Below are 18,592 nucleotides of genomic sequence, written 5' to 3' on the forward strand. Positions count from 1 at the left end.
GGGCCGGAGGGACGCCGGGGCGGTGTGGTTCGCGACCGGTTTCCCGGGGCCCGGTACGATGTGGCCGATTTCCTCTCGTCCGCGCCCGACGGCCGAGAGGGCGACGGGGGAGCACATGGCGAGGCAGGACGGATACGACCGGAGGCCGGAGGCACCGGACCCGCGCACGCTGATCGACATCCTGCGCGAGACCGCGAAGCGGTACCCGAACGCGTCGGCGATCGAGGATGCCGAAGGTGCCCTGAGCTATGCGGAACTGCTCGTCCGCGTCGGGCGCACCGCCGCGCACCTGCACGATCAGGGGGTGCGCCGCGGAGACCGGGTCGGGGTGCGGATGCCGTCGGGCGAGCGCGACCTGTATGTCGCGATCCTGGCCGTGCTCGCTGCCGGCGCGGCGTACGTTCCGGTGGACGCGGACGACCCGCAGGAACGCGCCGACCTGGTGTTCGGCGAGGCGCACGTGCATGGCGTCATCGGACGCGGCGGCCACTACGCGCCCGCCGACCCGACGGCCTCCGGTGCGGTGCTGTTCGACCCGATCGACCCGCATCCGAGCTCCACGAGCATCCGCATCCCGGAGCCGCCCACGGTCGACGACGACGCCTGGATCATCTTCACCTCCGGCTCCACGGGCGTGCCGAAGGGGGTCGCGGTGTCGCACCGCTCCGCCGCGGCGTTCGTCGACGCCGAGGCGCGGCTGTACCTGCAGGATGCCCCGCTCGGGCCCGGGGACCGGGTGCTCGCCGGCCTGTCGGTCGCGTTCGATGCGTCCTGCGAGGAGATGTGGCTGGCCTGGCGGTACGGCGCCTGCCTCGTGCCCGCACCGCGCTCGCTCGTGCGCGCCGGCGAGGACCTCGGGCCGTGGCTGGTCGGGCACGGGATCACCGTCGTGTCGACGGTGCCGACCCTGGCCGCCCTGTGGCCGCAGGACACCGTCGAGAACGTGCGCCTGCTGATCTTCGGCGGGGAGGCCCTCGCGCCGGAGCTCGTCGCGCGCCTCGTCGGCGAGGGCCGCGAGGTGTGGAACACGTACGGCCCCACCGAGGCCACGGTCGTGGCGTGCGCCGCCCTCATGGATGCCGACGGCCCGGTGCGCATCGGCCTGCCCTTGGACGGCTGGGCGCTCGCCGTGGTGGATGCCGCGGGGGAACCGGTCGCGGACGGCGAGGTCGGGGAGCTCATCATCGGCGGCGTGGGCCTGGCCCGGTACCTCGACCCCGCCAAGGACGCCGAGAAGTACGCGCCGATGCCGACGCTCGGCTGGGATCGCGCGTACCGGTCCGGCGACATGGTGCGCGCCGACCCGGAGGGACTCCTCTTCCAGGGGCGCGTCGACGACCAGGTGAAGATCGGCGGGCGCCGCATCGAGCTCGGCGAGGTCGAGGCGGCCCTGCAGGGTCTGGATGCCGTGACCGCCGGAACGGTCGTGGTGCAGAAGACCGAGGCCGGCGTGCCGCTGCTGGTCGGGTACGTCGTTCCGGGCGAGGGGTTCGACCGCGCCGTCGCCCGTGCGCAGCTGGCCGAGGAGCTGCCCGCGCCCCTCATTCCGCTCCTCGCCGTCGTCGACGACCTCCCGGTGCGCACCTCGGGCAAGGTCGACAAGGCCGCGCTGCCCTGGCCGCTCACCGACACCGGCGCTGCCGACTCGCACCTCTCCGGCACGGCGGCGTGGCTCGCGGAGCAGTGGTTCGCGGTGCTCGGCACCCGCCCCGACGAGGAGTCGGCGGACTTCTTCCAGCTCGGCGGCGGCTCGCTCGCGGCCGCGCAGCTGGTGTCGCGCATCCGGGCCCGCGCGCCCGAGTTCACGATGGCCGACGTCTACGACCTCCCTCGGCTCGGACAGATGGCCGAGGCCGTCGACGACGAGGCGGTCGAAGAGGAGGCCGAACGCGAGTTCACCGTCGCGCACCCCACGCCGCGTCGCATGCAGTGGGTGCAGACGCTGGCCGGCATCCCGCTGTTCGTGCTCAGCGGCGCCAAATGGGTCGCGTGGCTCCTGGCGGCGAGCTGGCTGCTGCAGCTGGCCCCCGGGTTCGGGTTCCTCCCGAGCGCGCCGCTGTGGGTCATCCTCGTCGGGCTCGTCGTGTTCGCCACCCCGTTCGGGCGCATGGCCATCACCGCCGGCATCGCGCGCGGGATGCTGGCCGGCGTCCGCCCCGGCGACTACCCGCGCGGCGGGGGAGTGCACCTGCGGCTGTGGCTCGCCGAACAGGTGTCGCACCAGGTCGACCCAGTGGGCCTGGCCGGAGCCCCCTGGGTGGTCTACTACGCCCGCGCCCTCGGCGCGCAGATCGGCAAGGGCGTCGACCTGCACAGCCTCCCCCCGGTCACCGGGATGCTGCACGTCGGCGCCGGGGCCGCGATCGAACCCGAGGTCGACCTCGCCGGCTACTGGATCGACGGCGACACGGTGCGCATCGGCGAGATCCGGATCGGGGCGGATGCCACGATCGGCGCGCGCAGCACCCTCGCCCCGGGCACGAAGATCGGTCGCGGGGCCGAGATCGCACCCGGGTCGGCGGTGTTCGGCCGGGTGCGTTCCGGGCAGCGCTGGGCCGGGTCGCCCGCCGTGCGGGTGGGCGGCAAGTCCGTGCCGTTCGCCGACACCGCCCCGGCGGTGCGCCGCCGCTGGCTGGTCGCGTACGGGGCGTCGTCGGCGCTGCTCGGACTGCTGCCGATCATCGCCTTCGCGGTCGGCGGCATCGTGCTGGCCGCCGGTGCCCGCGGATCGGCATCCCTCGCCGCGGCCGTTCCCGCGCTCGCCGTGTGGCTCATCCCCGCGGTGCTGCTCACCGGCCTCGTCTTCGCGATCGTCGTGGTGCTCGCGGTGCGCCTGCTGTCGATCGGGCTCGTCGAAGGGGTGCACCCCGTGCACGGGCGGGTCGCATGGCAGGCGTGGAGCACGGAGCGCCTGCTCGATTCGTCGCGCACGATCCTGTTCCCGCTCTACTCCAGCCTGTTCACACCGGTCTGGCTGCGGATGCTGGGAGCCACCGTCGGGCGCGACGTGGAGGCATCCACGGTGCTGCTCATCCCGTCGATGACGACCATCGACGACGGCGCGTTCCTCGCCGACGACACCATGGTCGGCACGTACGAGCTCAACGGCGGCTGGATGCGGCTCGGGCCCACCCGCATCGGCAAGCGCGCGTTCCTCGGCAACAGCGGCCTGGCCGCCGCCGGGCACCGCGTGCCCAAGGACGGCCTCATCGCGGTGCTGTCGGTCGCGCCCGAGAAGGCCAAGCCCGGGTCGTCGTGGCTCGGCTCGCCGGCGGTGCGCCTGCGCCGCATCGTGAACGACTCCGACCTGGAGCGCACCTACCGGCCCCGCCCGGGGCTGCGCGTCGCGCGCGGGCTCTGGGAGCTGTGCCGCATCGTGCCGGTGTTCCTCACGTGCGTCCTCGGCCTCGCGGTGATGCTGACGCTCGCGGCCCTCACCCAGTGGATCGGCTTGGTCGCGGCCATTCTGCTCTCCGGGGTCGTGCTGATCGTCGCGGGAGCGGTCGCGGCAGCGCTGACCACCGCCGCGAAATGGATCTTCGTCGGCACGATCCGTGCCGGCGAGCATCCGCTCTGGTCGAGCTTCGTGTGGCGCACCGAGGTCGCCGACACCTTCACCGAGATGATCGCCGCCCCCTGGTTCGCCAACTCCGCGGCCGGGACCCCGGCGCTCGCGATCTGGCTGCGCACCCTCGGCGTCAAGGTCGGGCGCGGCGTGTGGACCGACAGCTACTGGCTGCCCGAGCCCGACCTCGTCACCCTCGGCGACGGCGCCACCGTCAATCGCGGTTGTGTGGTGCAGACGCATCTGTTCCATGATCGAGTGATGAGCATCGACACCGTCACCCTCGAGGCCGGCGCCACGCTCGGCCCCCATTCGGTGGTCCTGCCCGCGGCGACGATCGCCGCGGATGCCACCGTCGGACCGGCATCCCTCGTGATGCGCGGCGAGACCGTGCCCACCGGAAGCCGCTGGAGCGGCAACCCGATCGGCCCGTGGCGGGCCGTCAAGGTGCGCGCCTACCAGGAGACCGGAGCGTGAGCGGGCGGCACGTCGACCCGTACACGCCGCACAGCGGCGATGCCGCGATCCGCGTGCGCCACTACGACCTGACCCTCGACTACCGGATCGGCACCAATCGGCTCTCCGGCACGGCCGTGCTGCACGTGCACCTCGTCGCGCAGACGAAGTCGTTCGCCCTGGACCTCGTCGGCCTGCGTGCCACCCGCGTGCGCGTCGACGGCGACGACCGGGCGTCCTTCAAGCAGGGCGACCACAAGCTGAAGGTGTCGCTGTCGGCGCCGGCCGCCGCGGGCACCGACCTGCGGGTGTGGGTGGAGTACGCCGGTGCGCCGAAGCCGCGGCGCACCCGCTGGGGCACGATCGGCTGGGAGGAGCTCGAAGACGGGGTCCTGGTCGCCTCGCAGCCCACGGGAGCGGCGACCTGGTTCCCGTGCAACGACGTCCCCGCCGACAAGGCGACCTACACGATCTCGTTCACGACCGACCCCGGGTACACGGTGGTGACCGCGGTTCCCGGCATCCGGCAGGTGATCCGCGGCAAGGCGGTGTGGACGTTCCGCATCGACACGCCCGCTCCCAGCTACCTCGTGACCGTGCAGATCGGGCGGTACACCGAGGAGACCCAGAAGCTCGACCGGGTGCCGGCGCGGGTCTTCTACCCGCGGGCGCTGAAGGCGCGGGTGCGCAGCGACTTCCGGGACCTCGGCCGGATGATGCATGCCTTCGCCGGGGCGTTCGGCCCGTACCCCTTCCGCGGCTACACGATCGTCGTCACCGAGGACGATCTGGAGATCCCGCTGGAGGCGCTCGGCATGGGCGTCTTCGGCGCCAACCACATCGACGGCGTCGGTGGCCTGGAGCGGCTCATCGCGCACGAACTGGCCCACCAGTGGTTCGGCAACAGCGTGGGGCTGCGGCGCTGGCGTGACATCTGGCTGAACGAGGGCTTCGCCTGCTACGCGGAGTGGCTGTGGTCGGAGGCCTCCGGCGGCCCGTCCGCCCACGCGAAGGCGCTCGCGCATCACGCGCGGCTCGCCGAACTGCCCCAGGACCTGGTGCTGGCCGACCCGGGGCCGTCGACGATGTTCGACGACCGCGTCTACAAGCGCGGGGCGCTGACCCTGCACGCGCTCCGGCTCACGATCGGCGACGACGCCTTCTTCGCGGTGCTGCGCGAGTGGTCGGCACGGCACGCCCTGGCGACGGTCGACACCACGGACTTCGTCGTGCTCGCCGAGGAGCACGCGGGCACCCGCCTCGACGAGCTGTTCGAGTCGTGGCTGGCGCAGGAGGCGCTGCCGGCGCTCCCGGCATCCGACTCCACCGAGGAGCCGGCGCCGATCACCGCGCCGATTCCGAACCTGGATCGATCGCGACGCTGACGACGTACCCCGGCGGGGCGGGGACGCCGACGGCTTCGATGCGGGTTCCGCGCCCGGGAACCCTGTAGCGGCGGGATGCCGGCAGGATGCCGCCGGGCTCGTCCGCGGCCACGACCAGGTGCGGCGGCAGCCGGAGCCCGCGTCCGTCCGCCTTGACGACCGCCTCGATCATCGTCCAGCCGCGCACGTCGGGGGGATCGTGCGGAGCGAACAGGGCCGCGAGCTCGCCCATCGGGCCGGGATCCCGCTCCGCCTCGATGTCGACGCCGATCGCACGCCCGGCGGAGGCCGGCGCCACCGCGGCCACCACGCGCCCGGGGGCATACGCGACGCTCAGCAGGGCGGAGGCCGTGACCGGGCGTCCGTGGGAGTCGGAGCCGCACACGTCGCAGTGCGTGGAGATCGCTCCCGGGATGCCGAGTGCGCGCAGCATCCCCTCGAGCATGCCCCGCCCGAGTGCGTGGCCCGCACCCCTGCCGCCCAGGATGCCGGAGGCCACGACCACCGGGCCGACGCGAGCCACCATGCCTCCACCCTAGGGGGACGGCAAATGTCCGCGGAACGACGCCGCACACGACGAATCCGGGTACTTTTCGGCGAAGCATTGACTCGCCCAGGATCCGAGACGTACTGTCTCCGCAGAACGGATCGTGCGACGAGAGGACGAGAGGGGATTTCCGGCTCGAGGGGCGGCTCACTGGGGAAGCCGAGAAAGGGTCGGCGCTCCTCTCGTCGCCGGTCGCGTTCGACCTTGGCGGCGCGTCGACGCGCCTGGGTCCGCCTGAGCGGCGGTGTCCGCGTCAGCCGACGACGCGGTAGTCGACCAGCAGGTATCCCGCCGGCGAGGGCTCGACGCGCAGCGTCTCCAGCCGGATCGGCGGAAGCTCATCGAGCAGGTGTCTTCCGCGGCCGGCGACGCGCGGTGCGATGACGAGCCGGATCTCGTCCACGAGGCCGGCGGCGAGCAGCGACCGGGCGAGCGAGATGCTCGCGTGCACGCCGATGTCCCCGCCGGGTGCGTCCTTGAGCCGGCGCGCGAAGTCGACCGGGTCCTCGGCGATCCGCTGCGAATTCGCCCACGCGGGTTCGAGGGGAGTCGCGGAGGCCACGTGCTTGTCGACCGCATTGATGAACGACGCGAACGGCTCGATCGTGCTCGTCGGCCAGAACCGCGCCCATTCCTCGTAGCTGCGGCGGCCGAGGAGGACGGCATCCTGCGTCGCGATGACGGAGCCGAGATTGGCGTCCAGGGCGGCATCCCACTCCGTGACGAACGCGTCGGGGTCTTCGGCCACCCCGTCCAACGACAGCAGTTCGTACAGGACGATCTTGCGGGGCACGGTGCCATGGTCCGCCCCGGATGCCCCTCTCGTCAATCCGGGCGGCGGCGTCGAGCGGTTTCGCCCGGGCCAGAATGGAACAGGCGCGGCCGTCCGGCCGCGGAGAAGGGGAGTGCACGTGGATCTTCGACTCGACGGCCGGACCATCCTGGTCGTGGGCGGCCACGGCCTGATCGGCAGCGCGGTGGTCGCGCGGCTGCGGGCCGAGGGAGCCCGGGCGATCCCGGCATCCCGGCACGCGCCCGACGGGATCGTGCTGGATGCCGCGAGCGACGAGTCGGTGGCGGCCGGCCTCGCCCGGGTGCGGGACGAGCACGGCCGGCTCGACGGCCTGGTCGTGACCGCGGCGCCGAGCGCCCGGACGCTGGACCCCGCCCGCAACTCCGACCCGGCGCAGGTGCTCGAGGCCTTCGAGGCGAAGGCCCTCACGTTCCTGCGCCTGGCCAACGCGGCGCTGCCCGAGATGGTGGATGCCGGGTACGGGCGCGTCGTCGGGATCAGCGGCCAGAACGCCTTCCTCACGGGCAACATCACCGGGTCGGTGCGCAACGCGGCCGTCGTGATCGCCGCAAAGAACCTGGCCGACTCCGTCGCCGGCAGCGGGGTGACCGTCAACGCCGTCAGCCCCGGGATCGTCGTCGAAGCACCCTCGGCCGACGTCGAGCGCGGCCGCAGCGGCCAGTGCACGCCGCAGGACGTCGCCGACCTGGTGGCCCTCCTCGTGTCGCCGCTCGGCGGCGCGATCAGCGGCGAGTCGATCGCGGTCGGGCACCGGTTGCGCGGCGCGACCGGGCTCTGAGGCCGCGATGACCGCCGAGCCGCCCGAACCCGAGCCCCGGGACCACCCCGAGCATCACCACCCGCATCCGCGCACGGCGCTCACGCGCATCTGGGTGCGCAGCCTCGTCTCCTTCGCGCCCGCCCCCGCGCCGCGGTGGCCGATGGCGCTCCAGGCCGCCCTGTCGATGTTCGTGCCGGTGGGGCTGTTCACGCTGCTGGGGCATCCCTCGGTCGGGCTCATGGCGGCATCCGGCGCGTTCACCGTCATCTACGTCGCCTGGGCGACGCCCGCCCAGCGCATCCGGATCCTGCCCGTCATCGGACTGGCGCTGCTCGTGTGCGCGGCGCTCGGTGCGGTCGTCGCCCCGTGGCCGGCGGTCGCCGCGATCGGTCTCGTGGTGGTCGCGATCGTCTCGAGCGCGCTGCACTACGGGTACCGCCTCGGTCCGCCGGGGCCGCTGTTCTTCGTGCTCGTGTACGGGCTCGCGACGCACGTGACCGCCGTCGTCGGCGGGAAGCGCGTCGTCGACCCGCTGCTGTTCCTCGCGGCGTTCGCGGCGGGGGTCGCGATCGCGTACCTGATCGCGGTGGTCGCCGCCGTCATCATGCATTCGGTCCGGCGTCCGGATCCGGATTCCGTGCGCCGCCTGCCCCGGACGCCGAGCCTCGACGCCGACTCCCGGGCGCTCCTCGTCCGCGTGGCGATCGTCGCGGTTCTCGGCACGCTGCTCAGCGTGCTGCTGGTGGACACCGCCCGGGCGTACTGGACGGTGTGCGCCGGTCTCGCCGTGATCGGCGTCAACGCCGGTCGCCGCGCCGCGTTCGTGCGCGGCAACCAGCGCCTGGTGGGCACGGTCGTGGGTGCGGGCCTGTTCGCCGGGCTGGCGTTCCTCCCGATCCCGGTGTGGCTGCTTCCGTTCCTGCTCGGCGGGCTCCAGTACGTCGTGGAGATCCTCGTGGTGCGCAACTATGCGCTCGCCCTCGTGTTCATCACGCCGCTGGTGCTGATCATCACGTCCACGGCGGGCGCCGCGTCCGGTGTCGTGACCACGGCGCTCATCCTCGAGCGTGTCGTCGACACCCTGGTGGGGGCGCTTCTCGGCGCCGCCTCGGGCATCGTGCACCCCCGGCGCGCCCGGGTGGGTTAGCGACGGTCCGATTCGCTCCGCCGACGACAATGGCGGCGGTGGGGGACAAGTCTTGTCGGTGGAACCGGGGGCATCCGCTTGAATGGCTGTCGTGGAGAGCGATGCGCAGCTGCAGGAGATCGGCGACGGGGTCTGGGCGTGGGTCCAGCGCGACGGCACGTGGTGGGTGAACAACGCCGGACTCATCGCCGGCGACGACGGAGACCTGCTGGTCGACACGTGCGCCACCGCGGATCGCACCGCGGCGCTGCTCGCCGCCGTCGCGGCGGTGCGGCCCGCCTCGCGGCTGCGCTGGGCGGTCAACACCCACGCGCACGGGGACCACACGTACGGCAACAGCGTGCTTCCCGCCGACGTCACCCTCATCGGCCACGAGCGGATGCGCGAGACGCTCGCCGCGGACGCGGTGATCGACGGCTGCCCGCCGTTCTGGTCGCCGGTGCCGGACTGGGGCGCCGTGACGCGCCGCCTGCCCGATCTCACGTTCGACCACGCGCTCACCGTGCACCGCGGCGCCACCCGCGTCGAGGTGCGGCATCCCGGGCATGCCGCGCATACGACGGGGGATGCCGTGGTGTGGCTGCCCGCTCAATCGGTGCTGTTCGCGGGCGATCTGCTGTTCGCCGGCCTGACCCCGCTCGTGTTCATGGGGTCGCTCGCCGGCGCCGCCGCCGTGCTCGACTGGATCGCGGCCTTCGACGCCGACGTGATCGTGCCGGGGCACGGCCCGGTGCTGTCGCGGGCGGACCTCGCCCCGCAGCTCGACCGGCACCGGCGGTACTACGCGTTCGTGCGGGATGCCGCGGATCGAGGGCTGGCCTCCGGCGCGTCCCCGTTCGAGACGGCGACGCGTCTCGACCTCGGCGAGTTCGCGGACTGGGCCGATGCCGAGCGGATCGTGCTCAATCTGCACCGGGCGTACGCGGACTCCCGGGGCGAGGAACTCGACGTCATCGCCGCCTTCCGCGACGCGGTCGCCTGGAACGGCGGACCACTGCGCACGATCGTCTGATCGCGCGGGCGGTCAGCGACCTCGGCATCCGGATTCAGTGCGATGCGCCGGAATCAGCACGATTCGGACCGATTCGTGCTGAGCCGGCGCTGTCGGCCTGAACCCGCTACCGGCCGCGCGCAGCGCCGGAGCGGGACCGGCTGCCGATGCGTCCGGAGATCGCGAACAGCACGGATCCGATCACGAGTGCTGCGGCGCCGGCGAGATAGACCTGGCCGATGCCGAGGGCGTCGACGAGGATGCCGCCGAGGCCCGCCGCCACCATGATCGCCGCCTGGAACCCCATCACCACGAGGCTTCCGCCGGCTTCGAGGCGGTCCGGCATCCGGTGTCCGATCCAGGTGTTCACGATCAGCAGCCACGATGCGAAGAACACGCCCCAGACGAAGGCGACGACGGCGATCGCCCAGAGCGAGCCGGATGCGGCGATCATGAGCACCACGGCCGCCGCGATCGCGAGCGGCGTGATCACCGCGAGCGCCCGGTAGCGGCGGTCCACGATGATCCCGATCGCGATGTTCCCGAGGAAGCCGCCGATGCCGAACAGGGCGAGCAGCACGATGACGGTCTGCTCGGTGATCGGGGTTCCGGCATCCTGCACCTGCGCGAGCGCCAGCCGGATGTACGTGTACGCGAGGAAGTGCCCGAACACGATCAGCACGTGCCCGACGATGCCGATCCCGATGCCGGGGCGACGGAACGTGTCGAACAGGGTGGACAGGCGCGCCGCGCCTTCGGCCGGGACACTCGGCAGCAGCAGGCGCAGCACGAGGGCGAGCACCGCGGTCGCGGCGGCGGCGATGCCGAACACGCCCCGCCAGTCGACGACCTGGCTGAGGAGCACGCCCAGCGGCACGCCCGCGACGGTCGCCAGTGAGACCCCGGCGGAGGTGAACATCATCGCGCGCCCGAGGCGTTCGGGCCCGGCGATGCCGGCGGCGACGGTGACCGACATCGCCCAGAACCCGGACAGCGCCGCGCCCAGCAGCAGGCGCGCGATCAGCAGGACGGGGAGGTTCGGGGCGATCGCCACGACGAGGTTCGACACGGTCGCGCCGATCGCCATCCACACCACCAGCGAGCGGCGGTCCAGGCGCGGCAGCATCAGGCCGATGGTGGGCGCCACGATGAAGCCCGCGAGCGCGGTCGCGGTGACCATCTGACCCGCCTGGCCGGGCGTGACGCCGATCTCGGCGGCGATGTCGGTGAGCACGCCGCCGGGCAGGAACTCGGCGGTGACGAGCAGGAAGCTCATCGCCATCATGGCGAACAGGGCCCCGTACCGCAGGCGCGGCGGCACCGACCGGGAGACGACGGTGGGGACGGGCGCGGTGGTGGTCATGAGGAAGGCCAACCCGCCCGGACCCGGAGTTCTTCCGCCCGCGCGCGGAAAACCTTCCCAGGCCGCTCGTCACGAATGGTCATGAGTTGCGCAATCCGTGACGAGCGGGCATCCGGCCAGAATGGGGGAGTGACCGGATTCGACGACCCCCGCCTGCGCCCCGCTCCCGGCCTCGTGATCCGGCAGGCATCCGCCCTCGAACCGCAGGACGACCTGGATGCCTCGGTGGATCTGCTGCGCCGCGTGGCCTCCGGCGAGCTCGCCGAAGAGCGGGTGGTGCGCCTGGTCGCCCCGGCGCCGACGGTCGCGATGAGCCGTCGGGAGAGCCGGATGCCGGGGTACGAGGATGCCCGGGCGGCGGCGATCCGCCACGGTTTCACGCCCGCGATCCGGCCCACCGGCGGCCGGGCGGTCGCCTACGACGAGTCGTGCCTGGTGTTCGACGTCATCAGCCGCGACGACGCCGAGCTCGATCCGACGCGGTTCTTCGCCGCGGCCGGCAACACGATCGTGGACGCCCTGCAGGAGCTCGGGCTGGATGCCCGGCTCGGCGAGGTCGCGGGAGAGTACTGCCCCGGCGAGTTCAGCATCAACGCGCGGGGTGTCGTGAAGCTGATCGGCACGTCCCAGCGAGCGGTGCGCGGTGCGCGGCTGCTGAGCGGGATGCTGGCCTTCGGCCCGGTGGACCGGTTCGTGGCGGTGCTCACCGAGGTGAACGCCGCGCTGGGGCTGGACTGGGACCCGGCCACGTTCGGCACGATGCACGTCGAAGACCCGAGCCTCGCCCGGGACTCGGTGGAAGCCGCGCTCGCGGCGGCCTTCGTCAGCTGACGCGGCAGCCGGATACGATTCTGCGGGTCGAGGAGGTGCGATGCGGTCCTGGGTGATCGGCGCGGTGCTCCTCGCGCTGGGGTTCGTCGCCATCCTGACCGGTGTCATGCCGGTCGCCGACGCCGTCGCCCTGTGGAACCGGGTGTGGCCGATCCTGCTGTTCGTCGCGGCGATCACCGTCGTGACCGAACTGGCCGCCGTCGCCGGCGTGTTCACCGTGCTGGCGCAGGCGACCGCCCGCTGGGGCCGCGGCCGGGCGTGGCTGCTCTGGCTGCTCGTCGCCGTCGTCGCCGCGGCGAGCACCGTGTTCCTCTCGCTGGACACGACCGCCGTGCTGCTGACGCCGATCGCCATCGTGCTGGCCCGGCACGTGGGTCTCAGCCCACTGCCGTTCGCCCTCACCACGGTGTGGATGGCGAACACCGGATCGATGCTGCTGCCGGTCTCCAATCTCACCAACCTGCTCGCCCAGCACGCGATGGGCGACATCTCGCCGCTCGCCTTCGCCGGGCTGACGTGGGCGGCGGCGCTGGTGGCGGCCGTGCTGCCGATGGTCGTCGTGTTCGTCCTCTCCCGCCGGTCGCTCACCGGACGCTACGAGATCGGGGTGGCCCGGCGTCCCGGCGATCCGGTGCTGTTCCGGGCCGCGGCCGTGGTGCTGGTGGTGCTCGTGCCGCTTCTCGTGTCCGGCATCCCGGTGTGGATGCCGGCCACCGGCGCCGCCGCGGTGCTGGGGGTCGTGTTCGCCGTGCGGCAGCGCTCGGCGCTGCGGTTCGCCCTGGTGCCGTGGCGGCTGCTCGTGTTCGCCGGAGGACTGTTCCTGTTCATCGGGGCGCTGCACTCGGCGGGACTCGGCGCACTGCTGCATCGGGTGGCGGGGGAGGGCGACTCGCCGATCGCGCTGCTGCGGCTCTCGTTCGTCGGGATGCTCAGCGCCAATGCGATCAACAACCTGCCCGCCTATCTCGCCCTCGAGCCGGTCACCGGCAGCGCGGTGCGCGTGGTCGCCCTGCTGATCGGCGTCAACGTCGGCCCCCTCATCACCCCGTGGGCGTCGCTCGCGACGCTCCTGTGGCATCAGCGGCTGACGTCCCTCGACGTGGAGATCCGCTGGCGCCGGTACGTGCTGCTGGGTGCGATCGTGGCGCCGCTGACGGTGGCAGCCGCCACGTGGGCGCTCGCCGCGAGCGCCGGGATGCTGTGACGCGCTGAGCGGTACGGCGCCGAACATCGGGCGAGGCATCCGGCCCTGTCGACGATCCGTCACGAATGCACGGTCGAACCCGCCGTTCGTGCCAGATGCTCACTCGCCCCGCACCCCGAGGCGCGGCCCGCTCAGCGCGAGGCGGGCTCCCGGTCATGCTGCGGGGCGATGAGCACCAGGGACCAGTACGTGACGACCGCCACGGCGACGTGCATCACGGCGAGGATGAATACCCCGGCCGGGCTCTGACCGTGGATCAGGATCCACCCGTCGGGGGCGAACGACACCACCGTCACGGCGACCGCCGCCCAGAAGTACAGGCGGCGCGCCCGCGAACTCAGTGCGGCCGCGAGCGGCCAGCCGAGGCTCGCGATCACGACGCCGATCACCGTGAGCTTCGTGTAGTCGGCGAACCGGAAGTGGTCGTAGCCGCGCGTGCTCGGGTAGGCCAGCATCCCCACCTGGGCGAGCACCGCGCACGCCGCGACCGAGCCGACGACGGCGACCAGCGTCGCCACCAGGAATCTCCACGCCCGCGGCTGGCAGCGCGCGCCGGGCAGGTCGATCCGGAAGAAGGTGAGGATCGGGCTGCGCGCAGTGGCGGCAGTGCCGGTGGAGGTCATCGTCCCGACGGTAGGCGCCCCGCTCACAGACGGGTCTAAGCGACGGCGTCCTCCGGCGGGTCGCGGAAGATGTGAACGGCCTCCCGGGCGGCGTAGAACACGATGACGAGGCCGGCGACCGGATCCGCCCACCACCATCCGAGCACGGCGTCGAGCACGATGCCCAGCAGCACGCCGGTCGCGAGGACGCCGTCGATCAGGGTCACGCGGCCCTCGGTGAGCAGCACCGGATTGCCGAGCCTGCTCCCGACGCGCCACTTGCCCCACGCGAGCGCGAACATCACCAGGGCGGTGAGCGCGGTCCAGGCGATCCCGCCGGGAAGCGGCGTCGCCCGATGCCCGGCAGCGAGGGCGACCACGGCCTGGACCAGCAGATACGCGGCGAGCAGGACGAACGCCCAGCCGATGAGCCGCAGGCCGACGCGCTGCCGCTTCTCGCTGCTGCCCGTCAGCTCCCAGATGACGACGGCGCTCGCCCCGATCTCGATGAGGCTGTCGAGTCCGAACCCGAGCAGCGCCACCGACGCGGACCGGAACGCCAGAACGGCGAGCACCGCGACGCCGACGACGTTCCACGCGAGGGTGACGGCCTCCAGGCCGATGCCGGTCCGGCGAAGGGCTGAGGCATCCACTGTCGAACTCTCACCGCGGGCGGGTGGCTCGGACTCGGTCAAGTCCGTCATCCGTGCGCGACGACCCGCAGCGTCTCGAGGCTCGGGTCGCTCGCGCCGCGCACGTGGCCGCCCGGCGAGTTCGACACCGCCGTCAGGAACCGCACCGCTTCGGCGGTGATCAGCTCGCCCGGCATGACGTTCGGGATGCCGGGCGGGTACGCGGCGAGCGTCTCGGCACTCACGCGGCCGACGGCGTCCTGCGTCGGGACGGCGACCGACGGCTGCAGGAACGCATCGCGCGGCGGCAGCACGATCTCGCCCGGTGCGGGGATGCTCCCGACCGTGGGGATCTCGCCGGCGTCGGTCGGCGTCAGCGCATGCAGCTCGGCGATGAACCGGTCGATGTCGGGCACGACACCGGGCCCGAGGATGGCGACCACGCACGTCTCGGTGGCGATCTCGAGGAACACGCCGCGCTCCATCAGGGTGTTGCGCACCTGGTGGCCGCTGAGGCCGCCGCGGGCGACGTCGATGGAGACGCGCATCGGGTCGACGGCGACGATGTCGTCGAACGCCGCGAAATCGTCGGACGCGATGCCGAAGCGTCCGATCGCGCGGATCCGGTCGCGGATCTCCGCGGCGGCCGCGATGGATGCCGTGATGCCGTCGTGGCCGTCGACGAGCTGCGCCCGGGCCAGGTCGAGGGATGCCAGCAGCAGCGTGCTCTCGGACGTCGACTGCGTCAGGCGGAACGCCCGCTCGATGAGCGGCTCCAGGGCCCGCCCGTACTCGGTGTCGGCGATGTGCAGCATGGCCGACTGGGTGAGGCTGCCGCCGAACTTGTGCGTGCTGTTCACGAGGGCATCGGCGCCCTGCGTGAGCGGCTGCGCGGGGAGGTCCTCGTGGAACCCGAAGTGGGATGCCCACGCGCCGTCGACGATGAGGGCGGCGCCGGCGGCGTGCGCGACCTCGGCGAGCGCGGGGATGTCGGCGACCGCGCCGAAGTAGCTCGGGGAGGTGAGCAGCACCGCCTTGGCGTCCGGCGTCCGCGCCAGCACGGCGGCGAGGGCTGTGGGGGAGACGCCGTGCGCGATGCCGTGCTCGGTGTCGATGGACGGCTGCACCCACACCGGGTGCAGGCCGGCGATCACGATGCCGTCGGCGGTCGAGGAGTGCGCGCTGCGCTGCACGACGACCGGGGCATCCGTGCTGCGGTACGACGCGAGGGCCAGGGCGACGGTACGGTTCGCCTGCGAGGCGCCGTTGGTGAGGAACCAGGTGCGCCGCGCCGACCAGGCGTCGGCGGCGAGTTCCCGCGCCTGCTGCAGGGCGTTGCCGGGCCCGAGGTCGAGCCCCGGGATGAGCGGGGTGACATCCCGCCGCAGCACCGTCTCGCCGAAGTATGCCGCAAGGCGAGGGGCGGCGACCGGGTCGGCGGCGTGCCCGGGCACGATCACGCGCACCTGTTCGCGGTCGCCGTGCACGGCGAGGGCGTCCGCGTACGGGGTCGCCGCGGGGGCGGGTGCGGCATCCGGCAGGCGGTCGAGGAGCGGAACGCGCGGTTCGGTCGTCATGCTCCCATACTCACCCTTCGCCGATGAAGAGGGAATATCGAGATATCTTCAGAACTCAATACCCACTATGGAGGTCCGGATGCTCGACCTGCGCCAGTTCGAGGCGCTGCGCGCCGTCGCCCGCACGCACTCCACCGCTGCCGCTGCGCGCCAGCTGGGCTGGAGCCAGCCGACAGTCACCCACCACCTGCGCGGGCTCGCCCGGGCCACCGGCGCGCCGGTCGTGCGCTCGTCGAGCGCGGGGACCGCGCTCACCCCCGCCGGTGCCCTCTGGCTGCCGCACGCCGAGGCGATCCTCGACCGGGCCGACCGTGCCCAGGCGGAAGTGGCCTCAGCCCTGCGCGACACCCGGCGGTCATGCCGGCTCGGGGTCTTCCCGACCGCCGCCGCGCGACTGCTGCCGGCCGTCGTCGCCGCCGCGACCGACGCCGGCGTGCGCATCGAGGTGACGGAGGCCGAGAACGAGAGCCTGTGGGCCGGGTTCGACGCCCTGCGCCTGGACGCCGTGATCACCTACGAGACGGAGCCGCGCGGACGCCCCGGCGGCGACCGCCTGTTCGCGGAGCACTTCGGCATCCTCGTCGCCCGCTCCCACCCGCTCGCCGACCGCGACCAGGTCTCGATCGCGGAGCTGCGCGACGAGTCCTGGATCGTCGGGCGCGACCCCGACGACGCGATCGACAGCATGCTGCACGACTTCACGCGTCGCGCCGGCTATCTGCCGGTCGAGGCGCAGTACAGCGACGACTACCGGGTGGTCGCCGCCTACGTCGCCGCCGGGATCGGCATCGCGTTCGTCCCCGAGCTCGCCCTGCCGGTCAGCTCCGACGACTGCCGGTTCGTGGCGCTCGCCGACCGGGTGCCGGCGCGGATGGTGTCGCTGCACACCTCTCCGCACCTGCCCGAGGAGATCCGCGCCGTGCTGCGCGAGGCCGCCACCCGGGCGCCGGACGTCCCGGCGGCGTGACCGGACCGTTATCGAACGGGTGACCTCATGCTGTGCACATAGGATCGGCACAGCGCGGGCCAATGTGTCGCCGGGTTTGACCGGGTCTCATGATTCTCATGACCCAGCACTCAGACCCCGCGCCGCAGTCCGACGACCCGGCGTCGCAGCCGCAGATGCAGGCCGCCCGCCAGCATCCGGCCGTGCCGCCGGTCCCGCCCCTGCCGCCTCAGCCGCCGATCCCCGCCGCGTTCGCCCAGCCCGCCGCGTACGGCCCGCCCCCCGTCTACCCCGCACCGCAGCCCACGCCGTACGCGGGTGCGTCGTCCGGGCAGTATTTCGGCCCGGCCGCCCCGCAGCCGGCCCCGGCCGCCGCGCACCCGGCCCGCAAGCACCGCGGCGCCCTCATCGCCTGCGCCGGCGTCGGCGCGGTCGCGATGCTCGGCCTCGGCGCCGTGCTCGGCGCGAACCTCGCCACCGGTGGCATCGCCGCGGCATCCTCGTCCGGTTCCGGCTCGCAGAGCCAGACCCAGCAGACCTCCCCGCAGGGTCCGAACGCCGGCTACCCGGGCTACGGGTCGGGCTCGGACGGTTCCGGTTCCACCGGTCAGGACGGCTCGGGCGGGTTCGGCGACGGCGGCGGCAGCTCGTCCGGCTCGTCGACCGGCGTCACCGGAACACCCGCCACGACCGCGCAGTCGCAGGGCGTCGCGTTGATCACGACCACCGTCGACTACGGTGCCGCCCAGGCCGCCGGCACCGGCATGGTCGTCACCGGCAACGGCGAGGTCCTCACGAACAACCACGTGGTTGCCGGTGCCACCACCATCACGGTGGAGATCCCGACCACCGGTGCCAAGTACACCGCGAAGGTCGTCGGCACCGACGCGGCCGACGACGTCGCCGTCCTGCAGCTGCAGAACGCGTCCGGCCTCACCACCGCCACCTTCGACACCGCCGGCGACCTCCAGGTCGGCGACAGCGTCACCGGCGTCGGCAATGCCCAAGGCGGCGGCGAGCTCATCGCGGCGCCCGGAACCGTCACCGCGCTCGACCAGAGCCTCACCACCCAGGCCGAGCAGTACGCCGACTCCGAGTCGCTGTCGGGCATGATCGAGACCGACGCGGCCATCCAATCGGGCGACTCCGGCGGGCCGCTGTACGCCGCCGACGGCGAGATCGTCGGCATGGACACCGCGGCGAGCTCCGGCGGAACCCCCGACTCGTTCGCCATCCCGATCCAGAAGGCCCTGTCGATCGCCGAGAAGATCACCTCCGGCACCGGCGGCTCGGGCATCCAGCTCGGCTACCCGGCCTTCCTCGGAGTGCAGGTCGGCCAGGATGCCACCGGCAGCGCGTCCGGCATCCCGAGCCAGACCGACGGCGCGGCCGTCGCGGGCGTCATCGACGGCACCCCCGCCGCGAACGCCGGCCTGCAGCAGGGCGACGTGATCACGGCCGTGAACGGCACCGCGATCACCTCGTCGAGCGACCTGTCCCGCACGCTGGCGGGCTACAAGCCGGGCGACAAGGTCACGATCACGTGGACCGACGCCTCCGGCCAGTCCCAGCAGGCCCAGGTGACCCTTGCGGAGGGCCCCGCCGCCTGACCCGGATGCCTCCCGGCGCCCGCCGCGGCATCCACCCCCCCGCTGTTCCGCTGTCCTGGATCGCACGTGCCCGTGCGATCCAGGACAGCGGAACTTTCTGTTTCGGGGGAAAGAGGAGAATACATAGCCTGGCTATTGATATATATAGCCAGGCTATGTATA

General features: G+C 72.8%; 15 protein-coding genes. 9 read left to right on the plus strand and 6 right to left on the minus strand.

Annotated elements, in window-relative coordinates; translation table 11 throughout:
• Window positions 1–115 precede the first annotated feature (115 nt).
• Both LK09_RS15505 and LK09_RS15510 read left to right on the plus strand, forming a co-directional pair.
• Entirely contained in the window at window positions 116–4,042 is a 3,927-nt protein-coding gene (locus tag LK09_RS15505) for a Pls/PosA family non-ribosomal peptide synthetase (protein WP_039401435.1), read from the plus strand.
• Window positions 4,039–5,406: a M1 family metallopeptidase gene (locus LK09_RS15510; protein ID WP_052226870.1), complete on the plus strand. Its 1,368-nt coding sequence runs from the start codon at window positions 4,039–4,041 to the stop codon at window positions 5,404–5,406. The genes LK09_RS15505 and LK09_RS15510 overlap by 4 nt, the downstream gene beginning before the upstream one ends.
• Here LK09_RS15510 and LK09_RS20895 read toward each other — a convergent pair.
• Window positions 5,366–5,932, minus strand: a complete 567-nt coding sequence (locus tag LK09_RS20895; protein ID WP_052226871.1) for a 4'-phosphopantetheinyl transferase family protein — start codon at window positions 5,930–5,932, stop codon at window positions 5,366–5,368. The two genes, LK09_RS15510 and LK09_RS20895, sit on opposite strands and share 41 nt — an antisense overlap.
• 274 nt (window positions 5,933–6,206) lie before the next feature.
• Window positions 6,207–6,746 carry a dihydrofolate reductase family protein gene (locus LK09_RS15520; RefSeq protein WP_039401437.1) on the minus strand — a complete coding sequence of 180 codons (540 nt, stop codon included), beginning with the start codon at window positions 6,744–6,746 and terminating at the stop codon, window positions 6,207–6,209.
• A gap of 118 nt (window positions 6,747–6,864) precedes the next feature.
• On the opposite strand from LK09_RS15520, the gene LK09_RS15525 reads away from it, so the two are divergent.
• From LK09_RS15525 to LK09_RS15535, 3 genes are all read left to right on the plus strand, one after another.
• Window positions 6,865–7,545 (plus strand): SDR family NAD(P)-dependent oxidoreductase, encoded by a 681-nt coding sequence (locus LK09_RS15525; protein ID WP_039401629.1) that lies wholly within the window; start codon window positions 6,865–6,867, stop codon window positions 7,543–7,545.
• A 7-nt stretch (window positions 7,546–7,552) separates the two neighbouring features.
• Window positions 7,553–8,674, plus strand: coding sequence for an FUSC family protein (locus tag LK09_RS15530; RefSeq protein ID WP_052226873.1), 1,122 nt, complete (start codon window positions 7,553–7,555; stop codon window positions 8,672–8,674).
• An 82-nt stretch (window positions 8,675–8,756) separates the two neighbouring features.
• Entirely contained in the window at window positions 8,757–9,686 is a 930-nt protein-coding gene (locus LK09_RS15535; RefSeq protein ID WP_039401440.1) for an MBL fold metallo-hydrolase, read from the plus strand.
• A 106-nt stretch (window positions 9,687–9,792) separates the two neighbouring features.
• Here the strand turns inward: LK09_RS15535 and LK09_RS15540 are convergent, their stop codons facing one another.
• On the minus strand, window positions 9,793–11,028 hold the full coding sequence (locus LK09_RS15540; RefSeq protein WP_039401442.1) for an MFS transporter: 1,236 nt from the start codon (window positions 11,026–11,028) through the stop codon (window positions 9,793–9,795).
• A 129-nt stretch (window positions 11,029–11,157) separates the two neighbouring features.
• On the opposite strand from LK09_RS15540, the gene LK09_RS15545 reads away from it, so the two are divergent.
• Both LK09_RS15545 and LK09_RS15550 read left to right on the plus strand, forming a co-directional pair.
• Window positions 11,158–11,859 (plus strand): lipoate--protein ligase family protein, encoded by a 702-nt coding sequence (locus LK09_RS15545; protein ID WP_082008312.1) that lies wholly within the window; start codon window positions 11,158–11,160, stop codon window positions 11,857–11,859.
• Between the two features lie 40 nt (window positions 11,860–11,899).
• Window positions 11,900–13,063 (plus strand): SLC13 family permease, encoded by a 1,164-nt coding sequence (locus LK09_RS15550; RefSeq protein ID WP_039401445.1) that lies wholly within the window; start codon window positions 11,900–11,902, stop codon window positions 13,061–13,063.
• 131 nt (window positions 13,064–13,194) lie between these two features.
• Here the strand turns inward: LK09_RS15550 and LK09_RS15555 are convergent, their stop codons facing one another.
• Genes LK09_RS15555 through LK09_RS15565 form a run of 3 tightly spaced genes read right to left on the minus strand, consistent with a single transcriptional unit; the run spans window position 13,195 to window position 15,874 of the window.
• A complete protein-coding gene (locus LK09_RS15555) occupies window positions 13,195–13,686 on the minus strand; it encodes a DUF6069 family protein (RefSeq protein WP_039401448.1) in 492 nt (163 codons plus the stop codon).
• 35 nt (window positions 13,687–13,721) lie between these two features.
• The gene (locus tag LK09_RS15560; RefSeq protein WP_039401451.1) at window positions 13,722–14,318 is read right to left on the minus strand and encodes a cation transporter; all 597 of its coding nucleotides are present in this window, start codon (window positions 14,316–14,318) and stop codon (window positions 13,722–13,724) included.
• A gap of 47 nt (window positions 14,319–14,365) precedes the next feature.
• A complete protein-coding gene (locus LK09_RS15565; protein ID WP_082008313.1) occupies window positions 14,366–15,874 on the minus strand; it encodes an aminotransferase class I/II-fold pyridoxal phosphate-dependent enzyme in 1,509 nt (502 codons plus the stop codon).
• A gap of 79 nt (window positions 15,875–15,953) precedes the next feature.
• On the opposite strand from LK09_RS15565, the gene LK09_RS15570 reads away from it, so the two are divergent.
• Both LK09_RS15570 and LK09_RS15575 read left to right on the plus strand, forming a co-directional pair.
• Window positions 15,954–16,841: a LysR family transcriptional regulator gene (locus tag LK09_RS15570; RefSeq protein ID WP_039401453.1), complete on the plus strand. Its 888-nt coding sequence runs from the start codon at window positions 15,954–15,956 to the stop codon at window positions 16,839–16,841.
• Between the two features lie 98 nt (window positions 16,842–16,939).
• A complete protein-coding gene (locus tag LK09_RS15575; RefSeq protein WP_052226875.1) occupies window positions 16,940–18,430 on the plus strand; it encodes a S1C family serine protease in 1,491 nt (496 codons plus the stop codon).
• The last annotated feature ends 162 nt before the right edge of the window (window positions 18,431–18,592 follow it).

This window comes from Microbacterium mangrovi (assembly GCF_000802305.1).
In the GTDB taxonomy this organism is placed as follows: domain Bacteria; phylum Actinomycetota; class Actinomycetes; order Actinomycetales; family Microbacteriaceae; genus Microbacterium; species Microbacterium mangrovi.